Here is a 25,977-nt window from a genome sequence, read left to right as displayed (position 1 = left end):
TGTGTTCACCGGACCTCGGGAAGGACCGCGCTCCGAGCGACGTTCGACACCAGCGAGCCGATGGCGATCCCGATCACCAGGTTGATCAGCATGGTGACGAGCTTGGTGTCCAGCCCCGCGTCGGACGTGAAGGGCCACAGCGCCGCGATGACGGTGGCCAGGCCGACGATCCACCCGAAGAAGGTCCGCGGCTGCGGTGTGGTCAGGAGGAGCACATGGGCGACGGCCGTGGCCAGCAGCCCGGCGACCGCTGCCCAGACGGCGTACCACCACGTCGAGGCGTCTCCCCAGACCCCGTCGCCCTCGGGGGCGAGGATGGGTATGTCGAAGATGCCCCTCGCGATCACGATGCCGGCGACCGCGAGCAGCGCGGCCACGACCGCGGCGGCGGCGCCGCCCGCCCAGAGCCGGCCGGCGTTGACCGTGGGCTTCAGTCGTGCGGTGGGAGGTTGGTTCATCGCCATGATCAGTCTCCGTCGTCGGTCGGTTCTGTGGTCTCTGCGCGGAGGAGCTCCTCGAGCTCCTCGGCGACCTCGTCGTCCAGCTCGGCGTAGACGAGCGTGGGGTTTCCGTGCTTCATGGCCGCGGCGACCGCGTCCGGGTCCCCGCCGCTGCTCAGCACGACGAGTGCGGACTTGCCTGGCCCGAGATGGCCGGCGACCTCGGTGAGCAGCTCGTCACCGATCCCGGCCCGCCTCAGACGTTGAACCGCGGCCGCGGACGCCGCCCCCACAACGGCGCCCGCGACCGGGTTGAACACGAGGATCCCGAGAAGACCACCGACCAACGAGCCCTTGGCCGCGGCAGCCGTCGTACGGTGACGGAGGTGGCCGATCTGCGGCTCCTCCGCTCCCGGGAACCAGGTGAGCGTGATGGCGTCGTGAACCGTGAGCGCACCACGCTCCTGCAGGTCCTTGAGCCAGACCTCGGCGTCGGTGGCGCCCATGATCCGGTCGTAGACCCACGCGGTCAGGCTGGCCATGACGTCACTCGGCGAAGACCTCACGCAGCGCGGTCTCCTGCTCACTGCTGAGGTTGGTGAAGATCAGCTCGCCCTCGTGACCCTTCATCGCCTCGTGCACCTTGTCGATCACCGCGTCGGAGGTCATCAGGAACAGTGCCGAGGTGCCGGGAGTGACCTGGTCGCGGACCTTGTTGATGAAGGCGTCGTCGATGCCGACGTCGGTCAGCGAGCCGGTCAGGGCGCCGGTCGCAGCCCCGACCGCTGCTCCCAGCAGCGGTACGAAGAAGATGAGTCCGAAGAGCATGCCCCAGAAGGTGCCGCTCATCGCCCCCATGGCTTTGGTGCTGGTCAGCTGCCTGGTCTTCGGCTTCTTCTTGCCGACCTCCCAGCGCACGGTCGCGGCGTCCTCGAGAACGATGAGGCCCTGCTTGACGAGCCCCTCCAGGTTGTTCACAGCCTGGTCTGCGCCTTCGGTCGTGTCGTACTTCCATACCGTCAGGGTCGCCATCTCAAGTCCTTGCTGTCGTTGACTGCGTTCCTCCTCGACAATCCCGGCACGGCCGATGCCCAGCATCACCCGAATTCGGTGAACCACGGTGCCGGTGCGGTTCGTAGCGTGCCGTACGTGAGCAGTCGAGGAAGACCATGACGAGGGTCCTGATCAGGGTGAACGGTGAGCTCTCCAACGAGCTTCAGAAGGCATTCCCCCAGCTGTCCGTCCAGGCGCACCGCGAGCAGTCGACGCTCACCGGCGAGGTTCCCGACCAGGAGGCTCTGCAGGGCGTCCTGCACGCGCTGCGCGCCGATGACATCGACGTCATCGAGGTCGTCACCATCCCCGACTGACGCGGCTCGACCCCGACCGTCCAGTGACCCGCCGAGTCGGCGCTAACTGACAAGATTTCCCGCCGAGTCGGCTCGTCTTGACGAGCCGACTCGGCGGGAAATTCGGTCAGGATGAGCCGACTCGGCGAGTCAGTCGAAGATCGTCTCCCAGTCGCGAGCCATGCTGATCACGGTCCAGCCCAGCCGGGCGCCGACGTCGGTGATCGGCTCGGGATCGGTGAAGGTCTGCGCGGTACTGACGTAGGAGAACTCGCGCTCGGCGTCGTCGTGGTTGACGAGCAATGCGAGCGTCGGACCGTCGCCGCCCGCCGCCCACTCCAGCATCTCCCGGTCGCCGCCGGAGTTGCCGACGGCGAGGATCGGGCGCCGTCCTAGCTGGGTCTGGATGTTCGACACCTTGGCGGTGCCCTCGTTGGCGGCGCCGACCAGGCGCCCCGACCGGCTCAGACGCGGCGGGTCAGCCTCGTAGTCGTACTCGATGAGCGTGCCCACCACCGCCTCGGGCGGCACTCCGTAGAGCTCCTGGCTGACGGCCCGGACGAACTCGGTCCCTCCCCCGGTCACGACGGTCACCGAGAAGTCGCGGCGCCGCAGCTCGTCGATGAGCTCGAGCATCGGTACGTAGGTGCAGGTCCGATGCGGCCGCCCGAGGGTCGGGTGGTCGGCGCGAGCCATGAACTCGCGTGTCCGCGCGGTGAAGTCCTGGGGCGAGAGCCCTACGAAGAGGCCGGTGAGCGCCATCGCGATCCGCTCCAGGCCGATGTCGCCGATCGCCTGCTGGTCACCCGAGAGCAGCGCCGCGAACTCCGCCTGCTCCTTGACCGACGGGTCGGCCGCCGCGCTCGTGCGCAGCGCGTCGAGGAAGAAGTCGAGCTGGACGTAGGACGGGCGCTCGCACCACAGGGTGCCGTCGTTGTCGAAGCAGGCCACCCGGTCGGCCACGGGTACGTCCTCGGAGGCGTCGAGGAAGGCCAGGACGGCGTCGCGGGTGGCACCCGGACGCCAGGACGGCAGCAGTTGGTCGCTCACGGTGTCTCCTTCGGTTGCTGGGTCCCGGGGCGGCGTACGCATCGGAAGCCCATGTGGCTGGTGCCGGTGTCGACCATCTGCGGGCGACGGGCCGCTGGTCGGTAGCGCAGGCAGTAGGTGTCGGCGCACAGGTGCGAGCCGCCCTTGACCACCTTGCGCGCGATCCGGAACTGCGGCTGCGCGGGATCGAAGCTCTGCTCGGCGTCGCCACCGCGCGGGTCGACGGGTACGCAGCACGGCTTCGCGACCTCGTCGGGGTGCCGGTCGGTCCACCAGTCGCTGGTCCACTCCCACACGTTCCCGGCCATGTCGAAGAGCCCGAAGCCATTGGCCGGGAAGCTCCCGACCGGGGAGGTGCGGGAGAAGCCGCTCTCGCGGGTGTGCCGCCACGGGAAGTCCGGCCCGTCCCAGGTGTTGGCCATGATCCGGCCCTCCGGGCGCGGCTCGTCGCCCCAGGTGAAGGCGGCTCTTTCGAGCCCGCCGCGTGCGGCGTACTCCCACTCGGCCTCGGTGGGCAGGTCGCCGCCGGCCCAGGAGGCGTACGCCAGGGCATCCTCCAGCGCGACGTGGACGACCGGATGGTCGGGCCGGCGTTTGACCGAGCTGCCCGGCCCCTCCGGCGCCGACCAGCACGCCCCCGGCGTCCAGGTCCACCACTGGCTCACGTGCCGGAGGTCGACCGGCCCGGGGGTCGGCGCGAAGACGAGCGAGCCCGGCTGCAGGTTCTCCGGCGGCGCGCCGGGGAAATCGGCCGGGTCGACCGGCCGCTCGGCGACGGTGACGTAGCGGGTCTTGCGCACGAATCTCGCGAACTGCTCGTTGGTGACCTGGTGCGCGTCGATGGAGAACGCCCCGACCCGCACGCGGTGGGTCGGGGCCTCCTCCGGATAGTGGTCGTCCGACCCCATCGTGAAGGTGCCGCCGGGCAGGTCGACGACCGGATGCCTGGAGCTGGGCTGCCTGGTGAAGGGCCGGCTGGTGAGGGGCTGGCTGGTCATCAGCTGCTCGGCATGCCGGCCTTGAGCTTCTCCATCAGCTGGTCGACGCTGAACGTCGCCGGCGTCTGCCGGGGCGGGAACTCGACCAGCGAAGACAGCATCTGCGCGACGTACGTCTGAGCCGGGATGAGCAGCCAGGCGTGGTCGAGCATCCAGTCGAAGTAGGTGTTCGACGTACCCTCCGCCTTCTCGAACGGGTCCAGACGCAGGTTGTAGATCTTGGGGGCTCGCAGCTCCACCAACGGGTCCAGCCAGATGGCCAGCGTCCCGGTCCGACGCTGCTCGAGGAAGATGAACTTCCAGTTGTCGAACCGCATGCCCGCAAGATCGCCGTCGTCGGTGACGTAGAAGAAGTGCTTGCGCGGGCTCTCCTCGGCCTCGCCGGTGAAGTAGTCGAGCTGGTTGTGGCCGTCCAGGTGCACCTTGTACGTCGTGCCCGCCAGCTCGGTCCCGGTCTTGAGCCGTTCGGCGACGTCGGTGTCACCGGCCGCGGCGAGCAGCGTGACGAACCAGTCGTTGTGGCTGACGATCCCGTTGCGTACCTCGCCTGCGGGGATGCGGCCGGGCCAGCGGACCATGGCCGGGACCCGGTAGGCGCCCTCCCAGTTGGAGTTCTTCTCGTTGCGGAACGGCGTCATGCCGGCGTCGGGCCAGCTGTTCATGTGCGGGCCGTTGTCGGTGGAGTACATGACGATGGTGTTGTCGGCCAGCCCGTTCTCGTCGAGGAAGTCCAGGACCGACCCGACCAGCTCGTCGTGGTCCATCATCGTGTCGTGGTATTCGGACTGCCACCGGCCGGCCCTGCCGCGGCTGCCGTCCTTGACGTGGGTCCGGAAATGCATGTGGGTGGTGTTGAGCCACACGAAGAACGGGGTGTCGTTCGAGCTGGCGTCGCTCATGAACCGCAGCGCCTCGGGCACGACCTCGTCGTCGATCGTCTTCATCCGCTCCTTGGTGAGCGGGCCGGTGTCCTCGATGCGCTGGGTGCCGTCGCCGTTGGCCCACGAGTGGATGACCCCGCGCGGACCGAATCTCTTGCGGAAGTTGGGGAACTCGTCCTCCCGCGGGTAGTCGTACTGCTCCGGCTCCTCCTCGGCGTTGAGGTGGTAGAGGTTGCCGAAGAACTCGTCGAAGCCGTGCATGGTCGGGAGGAACTCGTCGCGGTCGCCGAAGTGGTTCTTGCCGAACTGCCCGGTCGCGTATCCCAGCGACTTCAGCGCCGTCGCGATGGTCGGGTCCTCGGCGCGCAGGCCGAGGTCAGCGCCGGGCATGCCGACCTTGGTCAGCCCCGTGCGGTAGGGGTTCTGCCCGGTGATGAACGCCGCGCGTCCCGCCGTACAGCTCTGCTCACCGTAGGAGTCGGTGAACCGGATGCCCTCGGCAGCGATCCGATCGATGTTGGGCGTGCGGTAGCCCATGAGCCCATCGCTGTAACAGCTCAAGTTGCTGATACCGATGTCGTCGCCCCAGATGATGAGGATGTTGGGCTTGTCGGACATGAAGAGCCTCCTCGGGTATGTATTCGGAGGCTAGGCAGGCCCTCACGCGCGCGACCTCCCCCGACTCGGGTGACCTGTCGGAGCACCCGATCGCGATGGAGTGGGGCCGTGAAGACATGGCTGATCCCGACGATGCGCGGCTATCACCGCTCGTGGCTGCGCGGCGATGTGCTCGCCGGGCTCGCGACGGGGACGGTCGTGATCCCCCAGGCGATGGCGTACGCCACGATCGCGGGCATGCCTGCCAGCGTCGGGCTCTACACGTGCCTGCTGCCGATGGCGGCATACGCCCTGCTCGGCGGCTCACGCGCGCTGAGCGTCTCGACCACGTCGACCATCTCCGTCCTGGTGGCCAGCTCGCTGGCCACCCTGCCCGAGCATGAACCCGACGAGCTCATGCGGGCCGCGTTCACGCTGACCTTCCTCGTGGGCGTGTGTCTGCTGGTGATGCGGCTGGCCCGGCTGGGCGCGCTGGTCGAGAGCATCTCCCCCGCCACCATGACCGGCATCCGGCTCGGCGTCGGCCTCACCGTCGTCGCCAGTCAGCTGCCGGCTCTGCTCGGCCTCTCGGCGGACCCGGAGGCGGAGGGCTTCGTCGAGGAGCTGGTCGCGGTCGCCCGCGAGCTCCCGGAGCTCTCGGCGGTGACCGCGGTCGTCGGGATCGCCGCGATCATGGTGCTCCTGGTGCTCCGGCGGGTGGCGCCGGCCGTGCCCGGGCCGCTCGTCGTCGTCGCGGCGGGCATCGCGCTGGTGGCCGCCAGCGGCGTGGAGGACCGCGGCCTCGCCCTCATCGACCCGGTGCCCACCGGGCTGCCGTCGCTGAGCCTGCCGGTCGTCGACGACGTGATCGGGCTGCTCCCCGGCGCGATAGCCATCGCGCTCATGTCGTTCCTGGAGACGGTGCTGGTGGCGCGGACCAACCGGCGCCGCCGGGAGCCGGCCATCGACGTGGACCGCGAGCTGGTCGCCACGGGCATCGGCGCCCTGGCCGGCGGGCTCACCCAGTCGCTGCCCCCGGCCGGCGGGTTCTCGCAGTCGGCCGTGAACCTCCGATCGGGCGCCCGCACACAGCTCGCCGGGCTGGTGACGGTCGGCCTGGCGCTGCTCGTCGCGCTCGCGCTGGCGCCCCTGCTGGCCGACCTGCCCCAGACCATCCTGGCCGCCATGGTGCTGGTGGCGGTGGCCGGTCTGCTCGATCCACGCGAGCTCAGGACGTACGCCGCTGTCGACCGGGCAGAGCTCTGGGTCGCCCTCGCCGTCGCTGCCGTCGGCCTGACCGGCGGGATGCTCCTCGGTGTCGCGGTCGGGGTCGGTCTCACCCTGCTGCTGGTCATCCGCGCGGTGAACCAGCCGCGGGTGCGACGGCTCGATCGCCCCTCGGCCTCGGCGGAGGTCCTCCCGCTCGTGCTCACCGGCGACCTCTACACCGGCAACGCCCAGGCCACCTACGACGCGGCGCTCGGGCTGATCCAGGCCTCCGGGCCCCGAACGGTCACCCTCGACGTCTCCGCGCTCACCCACGTCACCGTCCCGCTGCTCAACACTCTCCGCTCGCTGCGCGACGACCTCGCCTCCAACGGGACCGATCTGGTTCTCCTCGACGTGCCCGACGACGTGCTTCCCACTCTCCGCCAGGCGCCGTGGTTCGCGGAGGCGGAGCAGGCCGGGTTCGTGGGATGAGCGGCGCCGCACGGCTGATAAAGTGAAGGGGTGGGACTGATCGAGGTGGACAAGATCTAGCCACCGGACTTGCCGGTGGCTTCGCCCGTGCGGGCATCCCGCATCGGTGAACGATCACTTCTCGACGCACGCGCGCGTCCGCCCTTGCCGGGCGTCGCCGCGTGAAGCTCTCCGGCACGTTCGCGTTCCTGTCGACACGTACCTGATTCCCGTCGCGCCGCTCGGCGCTCGACGGGAGAGACGAGAGAACACAGCTATGTCCACCCCATCCGCCATCACCCTGCGCGACCTGAGCTTCGAGTGGCCCGACGGCAGCGTCGCGCTCGACCGCGTCAACGGCACCTTCGGCACCGACCGCACCGGTCTGATCGGTCGCAACGGCGCCGGCAAGTCCACCCTGCTCCGCCTCATCGCCGGCGAGCTCTCCCCGACGTCCGGTCACATCGACGCCGGGGGTGAGGTCGGCTACCTGCCGCAGACGCTCACGCTGCGGCGTGAGACCACGATCGCCGGCCTGCTCGGCATCGCCGGGATCCTCGCTGCGATCCGGGCGATCGAGTCCGGCGAGGTCGACCAGCGTCACTTCGACGCGATCGGCGACGACTGGGACATCGAGTCCCGCGCCGACGAGGCTCTTGACCAGATCGGCTTCTCCGCGGCTGACCTCGACCGTCGTGTCGCCGAGATCTCCGGCGGCGAGGGCATGCTGATCGCGATCACCGGCCTGCGCATCCGCCGGACCCCGATCACGCTGCTCGACGAGCCCACGAACAACCTGGACCGGGCCACCCGCGCCAAGCTCACCGAGTTCGTCGACCAGTGGCCGGGAACCCTCGTGGTCGTCAGCCACGACCTCGAGCTGCTCGACCACATGGACAGCACCACCGAGCTGTACGCCGGGACGCTGACCACCTTCGGCGGCCCCTACAGCGCCTGGAAGGAGCACCGGGAGCAGGAGCAGTCGGCCGCCGAGCAGGCCGCTCGGTCCGCTCAGCAGGCGCTCAAGGTCGAGAAGCGACAGCGCATCGAGGCCGAGACGAAGCTCGCCCGTCGCGAGCGGACCGCCAAGAAGACCCAGAAGGACGGCGGGATCCCGAAGATCCTCGCCGGCAACCGGGCCAGCAAGGCTCAGGCGTACGCCGGCTCGCTCCGCTCAACGCTCGACGACAAGGTGAAGGCCGCCCAGGCCGCGGTCGACGCGGCCGGGTCTCGCGTACGCAACGAGGAGCACATCCACCTCACCCTCCCCGATCCCGGAGTACCGCGCGGTCGGCGGATCGCGGAGCTGGAGGACGAGGGCCGGACGGTCGTGGTCCAGGGGCCGGAGCGGGTCGCGCTGATCGGCGCGAACGGCTCCGGGAAGTCGACCCTTCTCGCGCATCTCGTGCGGGGATCCGAGCCTGTGGAAGGTCGCCCGCACGGCCGTCTCCTCACCGATCTGGTGGGTCTCCTCCCCCAGCGTCTCGACGGACTCGACGACGAGGCCAGCGCGATGGAGAACGTACGCGCCGTCGCCCTCGAGACGCCGTCCGGCACCATCCGCAACCAGCTCGCCCGGCTTCTCCTTCGGGGCGACAGCGTCGACCGCCCGGTACGTACGCTCTCGGGCGGCGAACGCTTCCGCGTCTCGCTCGCCCGTCTCCTCCTGGCCGACCCGCCCGCCCAGCTGCTGATCCTCGACGAGCCGACCAACAACCTCGACATCGCCAGCGTCGAGCAGCTCGCCGAGGCTCTCGACGCCTACCGCGGCGCACTGCTCGTCGTCAGCCACGACTTCGGGTTCCTGGAGCGGATCGGCATCGACATCGTCATCGAGCTCGACGGCGCCGGGCGGATGCACCAGCGGCGGGACCTGGAGGAGATCGCCGGACCCACCTCACCCGCCTGACAGGTCGCGGACGGTGCGCTCGTAGAAGGTCTGGTGGGCGCGCGCGGCGCGATTCCAGGTGTAGCCGGCGGCGAGCTCGCGCCCCGCCGCCGGCTCGGGCGGCGTGTCCAGGACGCTGCCCAGCGCCGCGGCGATCTCTGCCGGGCTCGAGGCGTAGGCGACCGTCTCGGCGAAGACCTCGCGGAGCACCGGCAGGTCGCGCGCGACGACGGGTACGCCGGCCGCCAGCGCCTCCAGGGCCGCGAGGCCGAAGCCCTCCTTGGTCGAGACCATCGCGAGTGCGCCGGCCTCGGCCACCAGGGCCGGCAGCTCGTTCTCGGCGACCATACCGGTGACGACGACCGGCACGCCCAGCTCGCGGGCCCGGGCGTCGAACGCGGCCCGGTAGTCGCGGTAGTCGAAGAGCGTCTCGCCGCCGCCGAAGACCAGTGTCAGGTCCTCGTGGCGGGGGTCGGAGGCTCGCAGGCCGGCGTACGCCTCGAGCAGGTCGATCGAACCCTTGCGCGGCTCGATCCCGCCGAGCGCGAGGACGTAGCGGCCGAGGCGCGATCGCCAGGCTTCGCGTCCGGCGGCGTCGCCGGCACCGGCGGCGAACCGGGCGGCGTCGACGCCGTTGGGGATGACGGCCGGGGTGAGCCCCCAGCCGGCCGAGACCTCGTCGGCGACCGACTGCGAGACGCAGACCCGGGCGTACGGCTCGACGACGGCCCGCTCGTGGCAGGCGGCTAGCTGCGGGGTGGTGAAGTGGTCGAGATGGTGGATGGTGCGGAGGCACGGAAGGGCGGCGTTGGCGCTGATGCAGTCTTGGGCGTGCACGATGTCGTAGTGGTCCCGCTGCTGCGCGAAGGCGGCCCTCAGCACGTCGATGGACCGCACGATCCGCTCACCCACGGACTCGTCGTCCCGAGCCTCGAACGGCACCGCATGGACGGTGACCGCCGGATCGACCGGACGGAAGAACGCCGTGTCGCCGTGGCGCCCGAGGGTCCAGACGTGGACGTCCTCGCCGAGTGCGGCCAGCGCCTCGGCGAGCGCCAGCGTGTGCACGACACCACCTCGGGGCCGGGTGGAGTAGGTGAGCAGCGCGATCCTCATCGCGCTGCCCGGGGAGGCTGGTAGGCCGTCGGGGTCAGCTCCTTGAGGTGGTGCAGGACCCGACGGGACCGGGCGATCTCCGCCTCGACGTCGATCTCCGCGACGGCGAGGCCGCCCTTGGACGTGGTGCGAGCAAGGATCTCGCCACCGGGGCCGACGACCTTGGCCTGTCCCAGGAAGCGCAGCCCACCCATCACCCCGGTCTGGTTGGAGGAGACCCAGACGACCTGGTTCTCGGCCGCCCGGGCCTGGTCGTAGAGGTCGAAGAGCCGCGACTGCCGGTCCTGCGGGAGCCGCGAGGCCCGGTCGGTGACCGAAGCCGGCCAGGCCGACAGGCAGGCGATCACCGACGCCCCGTCGAGCGCAAGGGTGCGGGCCGCCTCCGGGAAGGTCTTGTCGTAGTCGATCAGCATCCCGAGCCGCCCGACCGGGGTGTCGAAGGCCGCGAACCGCTCTCCCGCCGCGTACACGAGCGACTCACCGGCGGGCTGATGCACCTTGCGATGCCGCCCGAGGATCCCGTCCCCGCTGAGGCAGACGGCGGAGTTGTAGAGCCGTGCCTGGCCCTCGGCGACGACCTCCTCGGCGTAGCCGAGGCAGATCACCATCTCGCCGGCCATCGCGATCACCCTGCCCAGCTCGAAGGAGTCCTCGGTGAGGGCCGGCGGCAGCGTGTGCGGGTCGGGGTGGCGTAGGTCGGAGAGGTAGCCGCCGAGGGTCGCGTCCGGGAGGACCAGCAGGCCGACCCCGTTGCGGCGGGCGTCGTCGACGATCCCTTCCAGCTTGGCGACCGCCCGGGGCAGATCCCGGCCGAAGTGGGCCGCGACCGCCCCGATGCGAACGTTCGACATGGTCCTCAACCTATCCGTCGTCATGGGTCCGGGACAGGACCACCTCAGGCAACCGCGGCGGAGGCATCGAGGAGCCCCGGCGAGCGCCGACGCGCCAGATCGGCGGCACGCTCGGTGGCCTGACCGGCTCGACCGGCGATGATGCCGGTGACATGCTCGGCATCCGCGGCGACACCGAGGAAGCGGCCGGAGCCCCAGGTGTGCAGCCAGGGCAGACCGAGGAAGTGGAGACCGGCGACGGCGGTCGCGCCCCGGGTGTGGGTCGGCCTCCCGGTCCCGTCGAAGACGCCCGCGCGGACCCAGCGGTAGTCGGGCCGGTAGCCGATCGCCCAGATGATCGTCGTGATGCCTGCCTCGGCGAGGTCGAGGCCCGTCGGGTCGGCCTCGGGCTCCCAGACGGGGCGGTAGGCCTCGGCGGGTGCGACCTCGAGACCCTGCGTCTCGAGGTGGGCGTCGATGTCGCGACAGATCGAGCGGTAGACGTCGTCGGCGGAGTCGAGCGCGTCGCGCAGCGTGGGTGCGATCGCGAGATCGGTGCCTGCCCCGGACTCGAGCCGCCCGTAGAGCCGCATGCCCTCGGCGGCGAACTGGCGCAGGTCGATGTCCCGGCCGCCGTCGCGGCCGGTGACGTAGTGGTTGGTCTTCTCCCGTGCGGCGAGTCCGCCCGGGTAGCCGGTGACGGGGGTGTCGTAGAGCCCCATCTCGGCCAGCCAGGTCATGCAGTCACGCCCGCGGTGGAAACGGGCGACCCGGGGAGCATCGCCGATCGCGAGGTGCACCTGGCGTCCCTCCAGGTGCAGGTCCTCGGCGATCTGCGCCCCGGACTGCCCCGAGCCGACGACCAGGACTCCGCCCGGCCGGAGCCGCGAGGCGCTCCTGTAGTCGGCAGAGTGCAGCTGGTCGATGCCAGGGTCGAGCGCGGGCGCCCAGGCCGGCACGACCGGGACGTGGTAGCCGCCGGTCGCGACCACGACGTGCTCGACCTCCCAGGCTTCGGCGCCATCAGGTCCCTCGGCCTCGACCAGGAACCCTCCCTCGGCGCGCTGGGCCAGCGAGGTCACCCGGGTGTGCTCGCGCAGCGGCGGTCCGAAGGTCGGCGCGTAGCCGGCGAGCCATCTCACCACCTCGTCGCGGGTCATGAAGCCGTCCGGGTCGGGCCCGGCGTACTCGTAGCCGGGCAGGCGGCAGTGCCAGTTGGGCGTCACGAGGGTGAAGTTGTCCCAGCGGGTGTCGGCCCACTCGTGGCCGGCGGTGCCCGCCTCGAGGACGACGTGGTCCACACCGTCGCGAACGAGGAACCAGCTGGCGGCCAGGCCTGCCTGGCCGCCGCCGACGATGGCGACGGTGGTGCGGTGGGTGGTCATCGGGACTCCTGCGGGCTCGGGGTGAGAGGAAGAGGCGGGTGCATGGCGAGGACGGTGACGAGCTGGCCCGGTCCGTACGCAGCGGAGGAGGCCCGCAGCTGCTCGGCGGTCGCTATCGCGCTGGTGCAGGCGAAGCCGAATCTCGCGCGGACCCGCTCGGAGGCGGCGGCCAGGGCGGTCAGGCTGCGGTCGAGGAAGTCGTCGACGGCGTACGTCCGGCCGACCGCCAGGTGGTCGTGCACCACCAGCGAGGGTGAGTAGCAGTCCTCGACGCTTCCGTCGGGCCAGCGCACGGTGAAGGTCATCTCAGGCATGTCCTTCACCCACCTGGGAGAACGGCTCGGCGGTCGCCAGCGCCGAAGGGTACGCCTCCGGCCGACGGTCACGGAGGTGGAACATCGCCCGGCGTGCGGTCGCCAGGGCGCTCGGCACGTCCAGCTCTGCCACGGCCATGCCGGCGTCGACACCGGTCGTCGCCAGGACGTCGCCGCCCGGACCGACCACCTTCGCGTTGGCGACGAAGCGAAGCTTTCCGAAGGTCCCGTGCTGGTTGGAGGCGAGCCAGACCACCTGGTTCTCGAGCGCCCGCGCGGCGTCGAAGAGGTTGAAGCGCTTCGTCCACCGGTCGTCCTCGATCGACGCACTGGTGCCGGTGCGGGAGGCCGGCCATGCGGAGATGCAGGCGATGACCTCGGCGCCGTCGACGGCCAGCGCTCTGGCTCCCTCGGGGAACGCCTTGTCGTAACAGATCATGGTGCCGATCCGACCGGCCGGCGTGTCCACGCAACCGAACCCGTCGCCGGCCGCGTAGTAGAGGTTCTCGCCGAGCGGCTGGTGCACCTTGCGGTGGGTACCCAGCACGCCGTCGCCGGTGACGACGGCGGCGGTGTTGTAGCGGTCGGCGCCGTCGGACTCGCACAGGCCCACGACAACGGTCATCTCGCCGGCCAGTGCGGCGACTCGGGCGAGCTCCGGGCCGTCGACGTCCATCACGGGCGGGAGGTCCTCCGGTGCCTCGTCGTGGTTGCCGTCGCGTCCGGCTCCGAGCACGGAGAGGTATCCGCCGAGGGATGCCTCGGGCAGGGCGAGCAGGCCGACCCCGACCTGCCGCGCGTCGTCGATGAGGGCGGCGATCTGAGCGAGGTTCTCGTCGACGTCCCGGCCGAAGCCGGCGCAGACGGCGGCCACGGCGGTGCGATGGCGCGAGTCGTTGATGGTCATGTCGCGGGTCCTAGTCCGGTGACGGTGTGGTCGATGGCGTCGGTGACGGTGCCGTCCGGCCAGCGCAGGCCGACGCCTGTGCCCGCGACCAGCTCGCCGCAGACGGCGGAGGAGACGAAACCGGGCAGGCCGGGCGGTGCCTCGATGCGGCCGGGCTCCTCGGCGGTGAGCATCGCGAAGCCCGGGAAGCAGGTGAACCAGTCCGCGGTGGAGGCAGCGTCTGGGGTGGGGACGGCGCCGACGTCGATGATCGCGCGGCAGCCGCTGGCCTCGGCCAGCATTCCCGCGGTGCCGACGAGGCCGGCCATGCTGACGTCCTTCGCCGCCGCTGGTGCCAGCACGGGCACTACCCCGGACAGCGCCCGCAGCTCGGCGGAGGTGCGGTGCGAGGACGAGTCCCACTGGCGGCCGTGGTAGCCGGGCCGCCATCCTCCGCCCAGGTCCGCGCTCAGGCGGAGCCGGTTGCCGGGTGCTCCCCCGCCGCCCGGGACCGGCCGTTCGGTTCGCCCGAGGGCGGTGACCGAGAGGGCGGCGGGGACGCCCAGCTGGGTGTGCCCGCCGAGGACGGGTACCCCCCACGCCTGCGCGGCCTCGGCCAGCCCACGCACGATCCGGCGGGCGAAGGACGCGTCCCGGGCACCGATGGCGTCGAGCAGGCCGACCGGCTCCGCGCCCATCGCGGAGAGGTCGTTGACGTTGACCAGGACCGCGCACCAGCCGGCCCACTCGGGGTCGCGCTCGACCATCGAGGGAAGGATCGCGTCGCAGGCCGCGACCAGGTCGCTGCCGGGGACGGGTGCGCCGTCGTCACCTCGGAACCCGGGGGTCGACCGTCCGACGAGCGCACCGACCAGGTCGCCCAGGGGTGACTTGGTGGCCTCGGACAGCTGCCGGATGCGTACGAGCGGCCACTCCATCACCACATGGGTCATGTCGTGGAGGTGGATCCGCTCGCGCGGGGTCCAGCCCAGCCTGCGGAACAGCCCCTCGTTGCGGGCTTGGACGGTGGCGTCGAAGCGGAGCGCACCGGCGTGCTCGGCCGCGGCGCAGGCCGCTCGGACGAGCGCCGCGCCGACCCCGAGAAGCTGCCGGGCATCGGGCTTGACCGCCAGGCGGCTGCCCCGCCACCAGCCCACGTCGCGGGCGTCCGGCTGCGCCGGATGGAGGCGTACGCCGCCCAGGATCTCGCCGTCCTCAGCTCGGGCGAGCAGGACGATCCGGCGCGGGTCGTCGTCGACCTCGTCGACATCGGAGCCCGCGAAGAGGCTCTGCTCGGTGACGAAGACCTCCCGGCGCAGCCGGAGGTAGGCCTCCATGTCGGCCGTGCCCTCGGCCCGGACCACGGTGTAGCCCTCCAGGCTCGGCGAACGGTGTACGCCACCGGCCAGGATGACGTCGTCGAGCAGCTCGGTCATGCCGACTCCTCCCCGCAGGCACCGAGCGCGGAGCAGGCGCCGCACGACGCGCAGCCGGCGGCCTGGTCGGCGCCGGCCATCCCGGCCCGGCGCAGCGCCGCGGCCACGCGGGACGTGACCCGGTAGACGTCGGCGTGCGGCGGCGCGGGGACGGCGTCGACGTCCTTGGCGAGCGTGCCGTCCAGCGGGCGGTAGGGCACGACGAACGGATAGACCCCCATCGCGATGAGCTCCTCACAGCCGGCGACCAGCTCGTCAGGGTCCTCGCCGAGACCGACGAGGAGGTAGGTCGAGACCTGGTTCCAGCCGAAGACGCGGACGGCCTCGGCCCACGCCGCCTGGTACTCGCTCAGCGGGACCGAGCCCTTCCCCGGCATCCAGCGCAGCCGGGCCGCCTCATCGAGGGACTCGACGTGGATGCCGATCGAGCGGGCACCGGCGTCGTACAGCTCCTGGATCGAGGCGAGGTCAGCGGGAGGCTCGCACTGCACTTGGATCGGCAGGTCCGGAACGGCCTCGTGCACGGCACGTACGCAGCGCGCCAGATGGGTCGCCCCGCGGTCGCGGCCCCGGGAGGTGCCGGTGGTCATCACCATCTGGGTGACGCCGTCGAGCTCGACCGCCGCCCGGGCGACCTCGGCGAGCTGGGCGGGCTGCTTGACCGCGATCGTGGAGCCCTGGCGCAGCGACTCCTCGATCGCGCAGAAACGGCAACGCTCCTCGGCGGCGTAGCGTGCACACGTCTGGACCACGGTCGTGGCGAGCACGTTGGCCGAGTGCAGGCGGGCGATCTTGTCGTAGCCGACTCCGTCGGCGGTGACCAGGTCGTAGAAGCGGGGCCGGGCGACGGCCTCGACGCCGAGGCCGGTGTCGGCCCCGTCGAGGAGCAGCTTGCCGCCGCGTACGGAATAGGGGCTGCGGGGGTTGAGCGGGATGGCCGCGCCGACCCCGTCCAGGAGGACGTGGCCGTCATCGCTCGGCCCCGCGCCCGAGCGGCGGGCGACGGGGGCGTCGAGCAGGCGGATCCCCTGGATGGCGACGTCGACGCGGGTGCTGGACGAGATCGGCGAAGTCATGGCCGGTCCCTCAGAGGTTGTAGGTCGAGTTGATGATGGCGCCCTTGCGGGCGTAGTGGATCAGCGCGTCCTGCACGTCGAGCGGGTGCGAGGGCACGACGCCTTCGATCAGGTCCTCCTCGCGCAGACCGTGGAGTCCCATCCCGAAGCGGCAGCAGAAGACCGTGCCGCCCTCCTTGATGAAGGTCTCGATGGCGCCGTTGGTGTTGAGCTCTCCGGGGAACCCGGCATCGCCCATCGTCGGGAAGCCACGCGAGGCCATGCAGGCGAGCGTGCCCGGCCCGTAGAAGTAGATGGCGGAGTCGAAACCCTTCCGCAGCGCCCGCGTCGCCTGCAGAACGGCGACGAAGCTGACCGAGGACTCGTGCGGGATGCCGTGGACGAGGGTGAAGTACGTCTCGCCGTCCTCGGCCTGGTAGTCGGGGAAGATCTTCGTCGAGCCGTAGATGTTGGTGCCCGGCTGCTGCGAGGGGTGCGGGATCTCGCCGAGCGACTTGGCCATGTTCTCGGCGATCTGGGCGTCGATGTCAGCGGTGTCAGCGGTCACAGGAGTCTCCTGAGAAGTCGAAGGGAGCGGAGGGGATGCTGGTGGAGCGAGCCCGTCGTCGTTGACGTGGCGGGGGCAGCAGGTGCCGCCGGTCTCAGCCGTAGAGGGCTGAGAAGTTGTGGTGGAAGAAGGCATCGGCGAGCTCGCCGTCGCCGGCGGCGTCGGACAGGCGGGCGTGCTCACCGGCGAAGTCACCCCACGGAGCGTCCGTGGCGAAGAGGATGCGGTCGTGCCCCACACCGCGGCGCTCGATCTCCTGGACCAGCCAGGTGGGCGCGAAGCCGATCGCCCAGCTGGTGTCGGTGTAGACCTGCATCCCGGCCTCGATCCAGTCGAAGAGCCGGCCACCGATGAGCTTCATGTGGCCGCTCATCCCGCCACCGAGATGCACGAGATGAAGGCGTACGTCCCGGGCGTAGCGCTCGACGAGCGTGCCGATCTGGTCGATGTCGGAGGCGGCGCCGGGAGAGGTGTGCACGTGCACGGTCAGGTCATGCTCGCGGGCGGCGGCGAAGACCTTGTCGAGCTGCTCGAGACAGTCCGGGTCGGTGGGGTGGCCGCCGAGCAGGAAGCTGGTCTTGAGGGCGGCCACGCCGTCCTCGCCGGCAAGGGCGAGCGCCGCGTCGTTGCGGGCGGCGTCGGTCGGCTTCGGCGAGACCCACAGGCCGCACCGGATCCGGTCGTCGCTCTGGGCTGCTTCGATGGCCAGGTGGTTGAGGCCGAAGGCGGCGTCCGGGTCCGGGACGCCGTAGTTCGGCAGCACCAGGGCACGCTCGATCCGGTCGGCATCGAGGTCGGCGACCAGCTCCTTCACGGTGGCTCTCGCGGTCACGTCGGCGTTGATCGCCGGCCCTCCGTAGAAGGGGTACGCCGGCAGCCGGCCGATGTGGCGGTGCGCATCGCGAAGGGGCTTGGTCATGGCATCAAGCCTTCGGCCCAGGCGTTTCGGGCTGGTTACCCCTGGAATACGGAGTGCGCGTCAGCTCGTAAGTTCGAGGTAACGCGGATCGCGAGCCCTCAGGCTCCTTCGTCCTCGAGGGCGGCGACCGCGGTGGCGTACATCGTCGACTTGATCTTCCCGAGCGTCTCGGCGGACTTGCCCGCGAGCGGCGCGACGAGCGCGATCGCCTGGGAGACGAGCTCGGCCTCCGGCGCGGTCCCGTCCACGATCCCGGCGGCGAGCGCGTCGGGGCCGGGGAATCTCCGGCCGGTGGTCATCGAGTCGGTCGCCGCGCGCGGGGTGAGCTTGGCCTGGATCAGGGCGGCCATGCCGGGGGTGAACGGGATCTGGATGTCGACCTCGGGGAAGCAGAAGAAGCCGCGGTCCTCGCGCATGATCCGCCAGTCGAAGGCGATCGCCAGCATCGCGCCGGCGCCGAAAGCGTGCCCGTTGATGGCGGTCACCGTCGGCACCGGGAGGACCAGGATGCGGGCGAGCAGCGCCTGCACCTGGGTGACGTACGGCCCGAACTGGTCGGCGTTCTTCCCGAGCCAGTCGAGGTCGAGGCCGTTGGAGTAGAACTTGCCGGTCGCGGTCAGGACCAGCGGCGCGGGCGCGGCCACGACCTGGTCGAGGGCTTCGTTCACCGACGTCAGCCAGTCGGGGCTGAACCGGTTCTCGGTGTCGCCGATGTCGAGGACGTACACATCGTTCTGCTGGGTCAGGGTCACGGTCATGGTGTTCCTTCCGGGTCAGCTGCGCGGGGAGCGCAGGCTCTCGAGGCCGTTGTTGAGGAGGTACTGGGTCACGTTGAGCGCGGCGTGCCGGTCGGGCGCCGGCTCCTTACCCTTCGCCATCCGCCACATCTGGACGCTGTAGTAGGTCAGCTCGGTGAGGCTGTCGAGCATCCGGATGCCGCTGCGCCGCGGGTTGACGACGCTCTCGTCGGCGCGGCCGTCCAGCAGCTGTGCCGGGAAGTCGGGCTGCACGGTGAGCGGTCTTCCCAGGCCGACGAGGTCGACCGCTCCGGACTCGACCGCGTCGACCATCCCGGCTGCTGTGCGGAACCCGCCGGTGAGCATCAGCGGCAACGTCGGGAGCTCGGCGCGGACCCGTTCGGCGTAGGAGAGGAAGTACGCCTCCCGCCGCCGGGTGCTCGCCTTCAGCGACGGGTCCACGCCGAGCATGGCCGCCGAGGTGTAGGTGCCGCCCGAGATCTCGAGCAGGTCCAGGCCCTCCTCGGCGAGCGCGTGGACGACCTCGAGCGACTCCTCCTCGCCGAAGCCGCCCTTCTGGAAGTCGGCGGAGTTGAGCTTGATCGCGACGGGGGTGCCGGCTCCGACCTCTTCCCGGATGGCCCGGAGGACCTCGAGCACGAAGCGGCGCCGCTTCTCCGCGTTGCCTCCCCAGTCGTCGGTGCGCTGGTTGGACAGCGGCGAGAGGAACTGGCTGATCAGGTAGCCGTGCGCGCCATGGATCTGTACGCCGTCGAAGCCCGCCCCGGTCACGATCCTCGCGGTGGTGGCGAAGCGCCGGATCAGGTCCTCGATCTCGTGCGTGGTCAGCGCGCGGGGCTCGGCGAAGAGGCCGCCCGTGCCGGGCACGGCGACCGCCGAGGGCGCCACCGGGTGAGCGGTGAGCGTACGCGGCGTCTGCCGCCCCGGGTGGTTGATCTGGACCCACACCCTCGAGCCGCCAGACTTGGCGATCTGTGCCCACTCGGCCAGATCATCGAGGTGGCGGTCGTCCTCGACCACGACGTTGCCGGGCTCGCCGATCGCGGTGCGGTCGACCATCACGTTGCCGGTGATCGAGAGGCCGACACCGCTCCCGGCCCAGCGCCGGTAGAGGTTCTTGATGCGGCTTCCCGGGGTGAAGTCGCGACGCCCCAGGCCCTCGCTGAGGGCGGCCTTGGCGAGCCGGTTCGGGATCACGAACCCGTTCGGCAGCTCGAGCGGCTGGGCCAGGATCGACTGGTCTCGGGTCACGGGTTGCTCCTCGTTGGGTTCGGTGATGCCTTGGCCGGACGCGGCTCGAGCGGGACCGTGAGGATGGCGCGGACCGCGGCCTCGAGCCGGGCCGCCGTCGCCTCGTCGGCCTCGCGGTCCTCGAGGAGACAGCGGCGCAGGATCCCGCCGGGAAGGTCGACGACGCAGACCGCGATCGCCTCGACCGCGATCCGGTCGCCGCGGTCCCACACGCCCCGCGCCAGCGCGATCAGCACCTCGACGAACCTCTCCTGGACCGAGGCCAGCTCTGTCTCGATCTCGGGCGGAAGGTCGGCGGAGAAGAGCTGGTCGCGGCGTTGAGCGAAGAAGAGCCGCGCGCTGGCCGGGAAGCGGCGTACGAACTCGACGGGGGTCAGCGCCACCGCAACGACGGCGTCCTCCCCGCGGGCCCGGGCACGCTCCCCCATCGCCTCCGCCATCAGGTCGCCCAGCCGGCACCACGACCGCAGCCACAGTCGTGCGAGCAGCACGTCCTTCGACCCGAACGCGTGGTAGATCGTGCCGTTCGACGCCCCGGACGCGGTGGCCAGCGACCGCAGCGTCAACCCGGACGGGTCGCCGCTGGTCACGATCTGCTCGGCGACATCGAGAAGATCGTCGAGGGTGTGGCGTCGCTGCCGGGACATGCGGACAACCTAAATAGAGCAAGTGCTCTAGATCAATGGTTACAGGTGTGTCGCGCGTCACGTCGCCGCTCCGGCTGATGTACTCGAACTGCCAGCGGCAACGACGAGCAGCGAGGAGTGCAGGCGTGAGCAACGACGAGTCTTGGGATGGAACAGTCGTCAAGAAGTCGCGAGCGATGCTGGACGGTTCGAGCCTCTACCGCCGGCTGACGATCCGGACGGAGTCCGGGCAGACCCAGAAGGTCCGCGTCGACCGGGCTCTGTGGAAGGAGCTCGAGGTCGGAGACCGCATCCTGAAGGAGGCGGGGGCCGACCCGCACCGCGCCTGAAGTCATCGCACGGCGACGAGGACCCCGATCTTGTCGATCCTGTGCTCAGGGTTGTCGAACTCGTCGGACCAGTAGTTGCCGGCCGCGTGGTCCTCGGGAGTGGCGCAGGTCGACAGCGTGATCATCGCGCGGGTGGGCTCCTCGCCGGGCTTGCCTGGGACCGGGGCGCGTTGGGCGCGCAGCGACGCCTCCGAGCGGAACGAGGTCTCCCGGGTACCGCTGATGCGATAGACGTACGTCGCCTCCTCGGTGCGCACGGAGACCCGGTCGCCTCGCCGGAGCTCGGGCAGCCTGAGGAACGCCTGCGTCGAGGAGAGCCGGTGGGCGGTCACCTGGTAGTTGCCGATCCCTCCCGGCCCGGTGCCGCCGCGCGGACCGTACGGACTGGCCGCGACGCCGTTGTTCTGGATCTCGGTGCCCGGGGCATCGTCGGTCCATCCGCGGTAGGGCACGACCTCGAGGTCGGTCAGGCCGATCCTGCGGATGGACAGCTCGCCGCGCATCGGCCGGCCCTCGGAGGACAGCGGTGGCGTCTCGGTGACAGTCGGTGAGGGCGTCGGGGATGTCGAAGCCGGCGAGCTCGATGGCCCCGGCGGCGTGCTCGTCACCGACGGCGTCTCCGTGCCGCACCCGCCGAGCGCAATTGCGCCGAGGACCGTCGCGACGGCCCGGAACGATGTGATCTTCATGGCGCCGCCTCAGGCGTGCTGCTGGGTCCCGATCCACGGTACGCCCGCAGCGAAAGCCCGTTCGGCCCCGAGGCGGTCAAGAGAGCCGGTCAGAGCATCCGGGGCAGCCACCAGATCCGGCCGCTGCTGCTGTCCACCAAGGCGGTGCGAATCGCATGCAGCTCGAGCGGGAGGACATCCGCGACGGCGGTGACGATCACCGGAAGCTGGCCCGCCGAGGCACGGGTCGCCACCGACACGTGCGGCAACCACAGCCCGGGCCGGTAGTGCTTGTGCAGGTCTGCCCCGGCCTCGAGGAGTGCTCTCGCGACACGGTCCTGCCGCATCGCCACCGTGGCGGGGAACGAGGGCGCCAGCGCCACCCGACCACGTGGAAAGATCACGGAGCCATGACTGGAGCACCGGAACGGCTCACCCTCCGGAAGTCCGTCCAGCATGTCGCGTACCGGACCGAGCTCCCACGTCCGCAGGACCGCGAACGAGAGGTGCGGATGGTGGCGGCCGTGGGTGTGGCTCGCCATGGTGCCGACTCCGGCCTCCTCCAACCGCGCCCAGAGCTCCCGCACCAGGCGGTCGGACCGGGCGTCGAAGAGCTGGCACACGGCGAGCGCCATGAGATCAGCGTGACACAAGCCGCGCGCGTACGCGTGCCCTGAACGGCTCGCCCCGACGACGGATCAGAAGAGCCGGTAGAACCGCCAGAACCCGAACCCCTCGATCGGGAGAACCTCGAACCCGCTGAACCCCGCCGCCTCGCTGTAACCCTTCAGCGTCGAAGGCCGCATCACCGTCCCGGTCCCGACGCTCGGGGGCGAGGAGAGCCCGTCCGGCAGGCACACCAGGAGGCTGAACCCGTACATCATCCGCTCCAGCTCGTCGCCGTCCGGCGCGAAGCTGTCCGCCACGGCCTCGTCCATCACCACCATGGACCCACCCGGCGCGAGCGTCTTCCGCACCGCACTGAGCACGTCGACCGGCCGTGGCATGTCGTGGACGCACTCGAAGGCGAAGGCCATGTCGACCGCTCCCTCCGGCAGCGTCGCCGCGTCCTGGCACAGGAACCGCACCCGCTCCTCGACCCCTGCCTCGCGCGCGTTCGCCACCGCCATGTCGACCGAGGGCTGGTCGATGTCGATCCCGAGCACGGTGGCCTCGGGGTACGCGCGAGCCAGCGCGATGCTCGACCATCCCCCACCGCAGCCCACGTCGAGAATCCGGCATCCCTTCACGGAGAGGGCCTCGTGGACTTCCGGCACACCGGCCAGCGCCGGCCCGAGCTGCTTCTCGTACCACGGCCGGTTGGCATCCGCCTGCGACTGCCTCGCATCATCTCCGAGCTCGTCCCAGCTCACCCCACCGCCATTTCGGTACGCCTCCAGCAGCCGAGGCAGCGCCGGCCCCACCGCCGCGAACATCCGGCCGATCGGCGCCAGATAGGCCAGGCTGCTCGTATCGGTCATCACCTCCGCCGTGCTCGCCGGGATGGCGAAGCGTCTCTCGTCAGGGTCGCCATCGCTCTCGACCACCAGCAGCCCCACCACCGCCTGCTGCTCCAGCCACTCCCGTGCGTACCGAGCCTGCGTCCCCGTACGCCCCGCCAGCTCGACCGCACTCGCCGGCCCGTCATCCACCAGGGACCGATACCAACCGAGCCGGTCCCCGATGAAGATCGAGACCGTCTCGACCGTGCCGAGGATCGACCCGAAGAGTCGCTCCGCCACTTCGTCTGCCGTCTGCTGCGATGCGTCCATCGATCCACCATCCGCCGCCCGACGTCCACCTGAGCAGTCCTGTTCGAGCCCTACTTGGTTTGAGGTACGTCGCTTCGACCGACACGACGAACAAGACGCCAGGATGGAGCAATACGACCGCGACCGGCCGCTTCACAGGCCCGCCGCGCCCACCCATGCACGGCCTGTTGTCGCTCAAGCGACCGACCCCAAATGGGTGATGAGACCTTCGCGGCGGTATGACGCGGGACCTTTCTCTCAGCCGGGGTTGCACGCCAGATCAAAGTTCGATGCGTAATGGCAAGATGACCACATGGCATCGGACTCCCGGATGGTGGCATTGGGTTTCGGAAAGTTCGCGCGCGCCGACCGTATCTTCGCGCTGGAGCGCATCACTGGGGAGGAACGCGGCGATGGCCATCGCACTCGAGTCTGGATCGACGGGGTCACCGACCCCTTGATCGCGTCCAGGACCGAGATCACAATCCTTCGCGATATGGGCCAGGAGTCCGCGGTCACAGCACCCGAGCTCGACGAGGCAATGGACCTCGCCGTGCGTCTGGCGGCCGCGGCTGAGGAGGGTCGGGTGGATCTGAGTGATCTGGGTCGTCGTGCGCGACGCCTCCTCGCTACGACGACGCCATAGGAAGGGAGACCTCGACAGCCCGCCCTTCGGTGAGTGACCATCGCGGCGATGTAGCGCGCTCGCGGCGAATAGACGCGCCCACGGGCTACGGGACTGGTGTGTTCTGACCCGACTGGTGTGCCAAGTTCTCGCGCTACGGGACGAATGGGCGCTCACCGACGTCGCCCGATCAGCTATCACGGTCGCGCGTCTCGGCTATCTCCTCCGCTCGCGCCTCTCGTCTGGGACAGTGTGAGCATGACGGCAGCGTTCGTTAGCTTGTTCTTGTCGGCAGCGGCCATAGCGATCTCGCTCTTGGCCGTGTGGTACACGCGCGTCCAAGCAATCGAGGCGAAGCGCGCAAACGACCTGTTTGAAGGTGAGCAGGCGGCGCGGCGTGAGCGGGATCTGGTGGAAGAGCTCGCGAATCGGGTGCGTTGGCAAGTCGAGCCGTTAGAGAACGGCAACTACATTCTGCGCAACATCGGTACTCATGCAGCAAATGACGTCAGGGTTTCGTCCCCATCAATCCAATTCCTTGGCGGCCCCTTGGTTGAACAGGGCTTCTCAGCGAGCGGTTCTGGCATGCTCACGGTGCCAGTCGTTGAGTCCCAGGGCAGCATTAAGTTCACTGCGACGCGGCCGAGCGCCCACATCGGACAGGGGAATGAACTGATCGTCACCTGGGACGGTGGCTCGCCCCTGCGGGTCCCGATGCCAGGAGGGGCACTTGAGCCACGCGGGACAGGTCGGAAGGGTCTGCTTGGGGAATGACAGAAACGGCTACTAGACACTCGACTGCACGATCGGTGTCTGGCCAGACTCGGTCCAGGTGATCGGCGGGCAGCTCTCTATGCGGCTGCCCACCGGCTAACGGGTGTGGCTCTCTTCCGGTCTGCGGCCCGCCGGTCATCGTGACGAGGCGTGGCTCAAGAAGGGACTGCCCTGCGTGATGCGGAACTACGTCAGGGCATGGCCGGATCGAGTCTGGGCTGTCGAGGAAGCCAACGGTGCTGGTCGTCCGCTCGCCCATCGCCTCCTCGAGGCTTGTGAATGGGTCGTTGATGTGCCGGCTTCTGCGTCGCTTTTGAGGCCGGGTCCAACGGTTTCCGTAGGATAGTGTGAACGCGTGGAAGATGCTAACTCACTCCTATCTACGCTAAGTCAGTCAGCTGCCGCGATGGTAGCGATTATCGGCGGATTCTTGGTGAGCCGTCTGGTTGCGCTTTCGTCGGAGCGCGAGGGAATCGCTCGGCAACTCAAGGCGGCCGAGCAACGCCTCGTTCTACATAGAGCCGAATACGAGCCTGCCCATGAGTACCGGCTAGGCAACTCGATCGAAACGATGGAGGAGTGGCTTCTAGACAAACTCATTGATGAGCGCTTGGAGTCAGAGGGCAAGGGCACGGCGGAACTCGTTGACGTGCCTCGCGGTAGTAGCCTGGAGGAGATGCTTCCGTATGCGGAGGAACTTCGGAAGCGTGTTGATATTTCCTTTGCTGACGTTACGGATCTGATAACCGAACGTGACCACAGACGTCTCTCCTTCGACTCGCTCGTCGAGCGAGGGCTCACGTTTGCTGAGGAAGATCGGGACCTGTTTATTCGCGTCGCGTCATCTGTCATTGGAGGGCTGCGTCCAAGCGCGCGCTACGACTTCGGAAACATAGGTACCGACACTCTTAGGTTTGTCACTTCGCCCACTAGCCATGAGATCGAGATGCGCCGGCTAGACGAGTCGATTCGTAGCGAGTCTGACCTTCACGCGCTGGTCGTGGCCGGCGAGCACGAAGTGGAGCGCCTCGGTCGTGACTTGGATGACTTCGCTCAACCAGTAGGTGTTACCTCGGCCGTATGGATTCTTGCGGCCTTTTCAATCGCGGGGATCATGGCGCCACTCCTAGTGATGGCCTTCTGGTCAAAGCCGATTCCAGTCTGGCTCCTATTTGTTCTTGTCGTTGGATTTGGAGCGGGCCTTGCCGCCGTTCTCGGTTATATTGCGTGGTATCAGCGTGAAATCTCGGGCCGATCGGTCCCGGATGAGTCAGATTATGACGATGTGGCACCATCTGACGCTACTTCTACAGATGGCTTCTCTGGCGACCAGACAGCCTAGCTGTGCCTCTTCAGGTCTCCTGGCTTCGTCGAAGCGCTGCGCCGGGCGGTCCAGTTCGGCAACCTGTCGGTTCGGCCATCTACCCTCAGGTCCGAGGGGGATCACCGCGAGAGGGATATAGCATGTCAGATCTGCTCGAGGAACGGCTCAAAACACCGCTACATCTACGTGCCGCGCGGCTGGTACTGGCGTACTCACGTATGACGAAGTAGGAACCCGCCATCCAGCGCCTGGAGAAGATTATGGACAAGCACGAATCCGCGAGCGACGTTCTGCGAACTGTTGGAACAAGGGACGAGCGATGAGTTACGGCATGCACATCGAGCGCAGCCTCAGCGGTCGGCGGATCGAACCTGGTGCGACCTGGCCGGAACCTATGCAGCAGGTGATGTTTCAGACCGTCATCGTGTGCGATGCCGTCAGCCCAGACCAATGGCACG

28 protein-coding genes are annotated in these 25,977 nt (G+C 69.6%); 7 read left to right on the top strand and 21 right to left on the bottom strand.

Annotation, left to right across the window (positions count from 1 at the left end; translation table 11 throughout):
- Window positions 1-5 precede the first annotated feature (5 nt).
- Genes BLT25_RS15105 through BLT25_RS15095 form a run of 3 tightly spaced genes read right to left on the bottom strand, consistent with a single transcriptional unit; the run spans window position 6 to window position 1,472 of the window.
- The gene (locus BLT25_RS15105; protein ID WP_218131348.1) at window positions 6-464 is read right to left on the bottom strand and encodes a DUF6069 family protein; all 459 of its coding nucleotides are present in this window, start codon (window positions 462-464) and stop codon (window positions 6-8) included.
- Window positions 465-466: 2 nt separating this feature from the next.
- Complete coding sequence (locus tag BLT25_RS15100; RefSeq protein WP_091047344.1) at window positions 467-982, bottom strand: DUF1269 domain-containing protein; 516 nt, start codon at window positions 980-982, stop codon at window positions 467-469.
- 4 nt (window positions 983-986) lie between these two features.
- Complete coding sequence (locus tag BLT25_RS15095; protein WP_091047342.1) at window positions 987-1,472, bottom strand: DUF1269 domain-containing protein; 486 nt, start codon at window positions 1,470-1,472, stop codon at window positions 987-989.
- 137 nt (window positions 1,473-1,609) lie between these two features.
- Here BLT25_RS15095 and BLT25_RS15090 point away from each other — a divergent pair, with 137 nt between their 5' ends.
- Complete coding sequence (locus tag BLT25_RS15090) at window positions 1,610-1,810, top strand: hypothetical protein (protein ID WP_091047340.1); 201 nt, start codon at window positions 1,610-1,612, stop codon at window positions 1,808-1,810.
- 129 nt (window positions 1,811-1,939) lie between these two features.
- Here the strand turns inward: BLT25_RS15090 and BLT25_RS15085 are convergent, their stop codons facing one another.
- From BLT25_RS15085 to BLT25_RS15075, 3 genes are read right to left on the bottom strand one after another with little or no spacing between them, the layout of a single operon-like run.
- On the bottom strand, window positions 1,940-2,839 hold the full coding sequence (locus BLT25_RS15085; protein ID WP_091047338.1) for an HAD family hydrolase: 900 nt from the start codon (window positions 2,837-2,839) through the stop codon (window positions 1,940-1,942).
- The gene (locus tag BLT25_RS15080; RefSeq protein WP_091047336.1) at window positions 2,836-3,837 is read right to left on the bottom strand and encodes a formylglycine-generating enzyme family protein; all 1,002 of its coding nucleotides are present in this window, start codon (window positions 3,835-3,837) and stop codon (window positions 2,836-2,838) included. The genes BLT25_RS15085 and BLT25_RS15080 overlap by 4 nt, the downstream gene beginning before the upstream one ends.
- Window positions 3,837-5,336 (bottom strand): arylsulfatase, encoded by a 1,500-nt coding sequence (locus BLT25_RS15075; protein WP_091047334.1) that lies wholly within the window; start codon window positions 5,334-5,336, stop codon window positions 3,837-3,839. Before BLT25_RS15075 ends, BLT25_RS15080 begins: the two co-directional genes overlap by 1 nt.
- A 108-nt stretch (window positions 5,337-5,444) precedes the next feature.
- Here BLT25_RS15075 and BLT25_RS15070 point away from each other — a divergent pair, with 108 nt between their 5' ends.
- Together BLT25_RS15070 and BLT25_RS15065 are read left to right on the top strand one after the other, a co-directional pair.
- Entirely contained in the window at window positions 5,445-7,016 is a 1,572-nt protein-coding gene (locus BLT25_RS15070) for a SulP family inorganic anion transporter (RefSeq protein ID WP_091047331.1), read from the top strand.
- A 256-nt stretch (window positions 7,017-7,272) separates the two neighbouring features.
- Window positions 7,273-8,904 carry an ABC-F family ATP-binding cassette domain-containing protein gene (locus tag BLT25_RS15065; RefSeq protein WP_091047330.1) on the top strand — a complete coding sequence of 544 codons (1,632 nt, stop codon included), beginning with the start codon at window positions 7,273-7,275 and terminating at the stop codon, window positions 8,902-8,904.
- On the opposite strand, the gene BLT25_RS15060 is transcribed toward BLT25_RS15065, so the two are convergent.
- The 12 genes from BLT25_RS15060 to BLT25_RS15005 form a co-directional block, all read right to left on the bottom strand.
- On the bottom strand, window positions 8,893-9,999 hold the full coding sequence (locus tag BLT25_RS15060; RefSeq protein WP_091047327.1) for an MSMEG_0565 family glycosyltransferase: 1,107 nt from the start codon (window positions 9,997-9,999) through the stop codon (window positions 8,893-8,895). The two genes, BLT25_RS15065 and BLT25_RS15060, sit on opposite strands and share 12 nt — an antisense overlap.
- Window positions 9,996-10,850, bottom strand: a complete 855-nt coding sequence (locus BLT25_RS15055) for a carbon-nitrogen hydrolase family protein (protein WP_091047325.1) — start codon at window positions 10,848-10,850, stop codon at window positions 9,996-9,998. Before BLT25_RS15055 ends, BLT25_RS15060 begins: the two co-directional genes overlap by 4 nt.
- Window positions 10,851-10,894: 44 nt before the next feature.
- Window positions 10,895-12,214 (bottom strand): MSMEG_0569 family flavin-dependent oxidoreductase, encoded by a 1,320-nt coding sequence (locus BLT25_RS15050; protein ID WP_091047323.1) that lies wholly within the window; start codon window positions 12,212-12,214, stop codon window positions 10,895-10,897.
- A complete protein-coding gene (locus BLT25_RS15045) occupies window positions 12,211-12,528 on the bottom strand; it encodes an MSMEG_0570 family nitrogen starvation response protein (protein WP_091047320.1) in 318 nt (105 codons plus the stop codon). Before BLT25_RS15045 ends, BLT25_RS15050 begins: the two co-directional genes overlap by 4 nt.
- Window positions 12,521-13,435: a carbon-nitrogen hydrolase family protein gene (locus BLT25_RS15040; protein WP_091047318.1), complete on the bottom strand. Its 915-nt coding sequence runs from the start codon at window positions 13,433-13,435 to the stop codon at window positions 12,521-12,523. Before BLT25_RS15040 ends, BLT25_RS15045 begins: the two co-directional genes overlap by 8 nt.
- Complete coding sequence (locus BLT25_RS15035; protein ID WP_091047315.1) at window positions 13,432-14,850, bottom strand: MSMEG_0567/sll0787 family protein; 1,419 nt, start codon at window positions 14,848-14,850, stop codon at window positions 13,432-13,434. Before BLT25_RS15035 ends, BLT25_RS15040 begins: the two co-directional genes overlap by 4 nt.
- Window positions 14,847-15,926 (bottom strand): MSMEG_0568 family radical SAM protein, encoded by a 1,080-nt coding sequence (locus BLT25_RS15030; protein WP_176883918.1) that lies wholly within the window; start codon window positions 15,924-15,926, stop codon window positions 14,847-14,849. Before BLT25_RS15030 ends, BLT25_RS15035 begins: the two co-directional genes overlap by 4 nt.
- A gap of 10 nt (window positions 15,927-15,936) precedes the next feature.
- Window positions 15,937-16,473, bottom strand: coding sequence for an MSMEG_0572/Sll0783 family nitrogen starvation response protein (locus tag BLT25_RS15025; protein ID WP_218131347.1), 537 nt, complete (start codon window positions 16,471-16,473; stop codon window positions 15,937-15,939).
- A gap of 94 nt (window positions 16,474-16,567) precedes the next feature.
- Window positions 16,568-17,392: an amidohydrolase family protein gene (locus BLT25_RS15020; RefSeq protein ID WP_091047312.1), complete on the bottom strand. Its 825-nt coding sequence runs from the start codon at window positions 17,390-17,392 to the stop codon at window positions 16,568-16,570.
- 98 nt (window positions 17,393-17,490) lie between these two features.
- Complete coding sequence (locus tag BLT25_RS15015) at window positions 17,491-18,150, bottom strand: enoyl-CoA hydratase-related protein (protein WP_091047310.1); 660 nt, start codon at window positions 18,148-18,150, stop codon at window positions 17,491-17,493.
- Window positions 18,151-18,165: 15 nt separating this feature from the next.
- Window positions 18,166-19,401 (bottom strand): NADH:flavin oxidoreductase/NADH oxidase family protein, encoded by a 1,236-nt coding sequence (locus BLT25_RS15010; RefSeq protein WP_091047307.1) that lies wholly within the window; start codon window positions 19,399-19,401, stop codon window positions 18,166-18,168.
- Entirely contained in the window at window positions 19,398-20,048 is a 651-nt protein-coding gene (locus tag BLT25_RS15005; protein WP_091047306.1) for a TetR/AcrR family transcriptional regulator, read from the bottom strand. The genes BLT25_RS15010 and BLT25_RS15005 overlap by 4 nt, the downstream gene beginning before the upstream one ends.
- Window positions 20,049-20,173: 125 nt before the next feature.
- Between BLT25_RS15005 and BLT25_RS15000 the strand changes: the two genes are divergently transcribed.
- The gene (locus tag BLT25_RS15000) at window positions 20,174-20,377 is read left to right on the top strand and encodes a DUF7489 domain-containing protein (protein WP_218131346.1); all 204 of its coding nucleotides are present in this window, start codon (window positions 20,174-20,176) and stop codon (window positions 20,375-20,377) included.
- Window positions 20,378-20,379: 2 nt separating this feature from the next.
- Here BLT25_RS15000 and BLT25_RS14995 read toward each other — a convergent pair whose 3' ends face one another.
- The 3 genes from BLT25_RS14995 to BLT25_RS14985 all read right to left on the bottom strand — a co-directional run bounded on the left by BLT25_RS14995 (window position 20,380) and on the right by BLT25_RS14985 (window position 22,817).
- Window positions 20,380-21,066, bottom strand: coding sequence for a class E sortase (locus BLT25_RS14995; RefSeq protein WP_091047303.1), 687 nt, complete (start codon window positions 21,064-21,066; stop codon window positions 20,380-20,382).
- A gap of 89 nt (window positions 21,067-21,155) precedes the next feature.
- A complete protein-coding gene (locus BLT25_RS14990) occupies window positions 21,156-21,680 on the bottom strand; it encodes a 2'-5' RNA ligase family protein (RefSeq protein WP_091047301.1) in 525 nt (174 codons plus the stop codon).
- Window positions 21,681-21,743: 63 nt separating this feature from the next.
- Entirely contained in the window at window positions 21,744-22,817 is a 1,074-nt protein-coding gene (locus tag BLT25_RS14985; RefSeq protein ID WP_091047299.1) for a class I SAM-dependent methyltransferase, read from the bottom strand.
- Between the two features lie 292 nt (window positions 22,818-23,109).
- On the opposite strand from BLT25_RS14985, the gene BLT25_RS14980 reads away from it, so the two are divergent.
- From BLT25_RS14980 to BLT25_RS29505, 3 genes are all read left to right on the top strand, one after another.
- Window positions 23,110-23,442, top strand: coding sequence for a hypothetical protein (locus BLT25_RS14980; RefSeq protein WP_091047296.1), 333 nt, complete (start codon window positions 23,110-23,112; stop codon window positions 23,440-23,442).
- A 237-nt stretch (window positions 23,443-23,679) separates the two neighbouring features.
- The gene (locus BLT25_RS29510; protein WP_143033760.1) at window positions 23,680-24,195 is read left to right on the top strand and encodes a hypothetical protein; all 516 of its coding nucleotides are present in this window, start codon (window positions 23,680-23,682) and stop codon (window positions 24,193-24,195) included.
- 355 nt (window positions 24,196-24,550) lie between these two features.
- Entirely contained in the window at window positions 24,551-25,537 is a 987-nt protein-coding gene (locus BLT25_RS29505; protein ID WP_143033759.1) for a hypothetical protein, read from the top strand.
- Window positions 25,538-25,977: the final 440 nt, after the last annotated feature.

Origin of the sequence: Nocardioides sp. YR527 (assembly GCF_900101045.1) — a bacterium.
Classification (GTDB): Bacteria; Actinomycetota; Actinomycetes; order Propionibacteriales; family Nocardioidaceae; genus Nocardioides.
The sequence above is the reverse complement of the archived record's forward strand: the minus strand, read 5'-3'. Positions and strand labels throughout refer to the sequence as shown.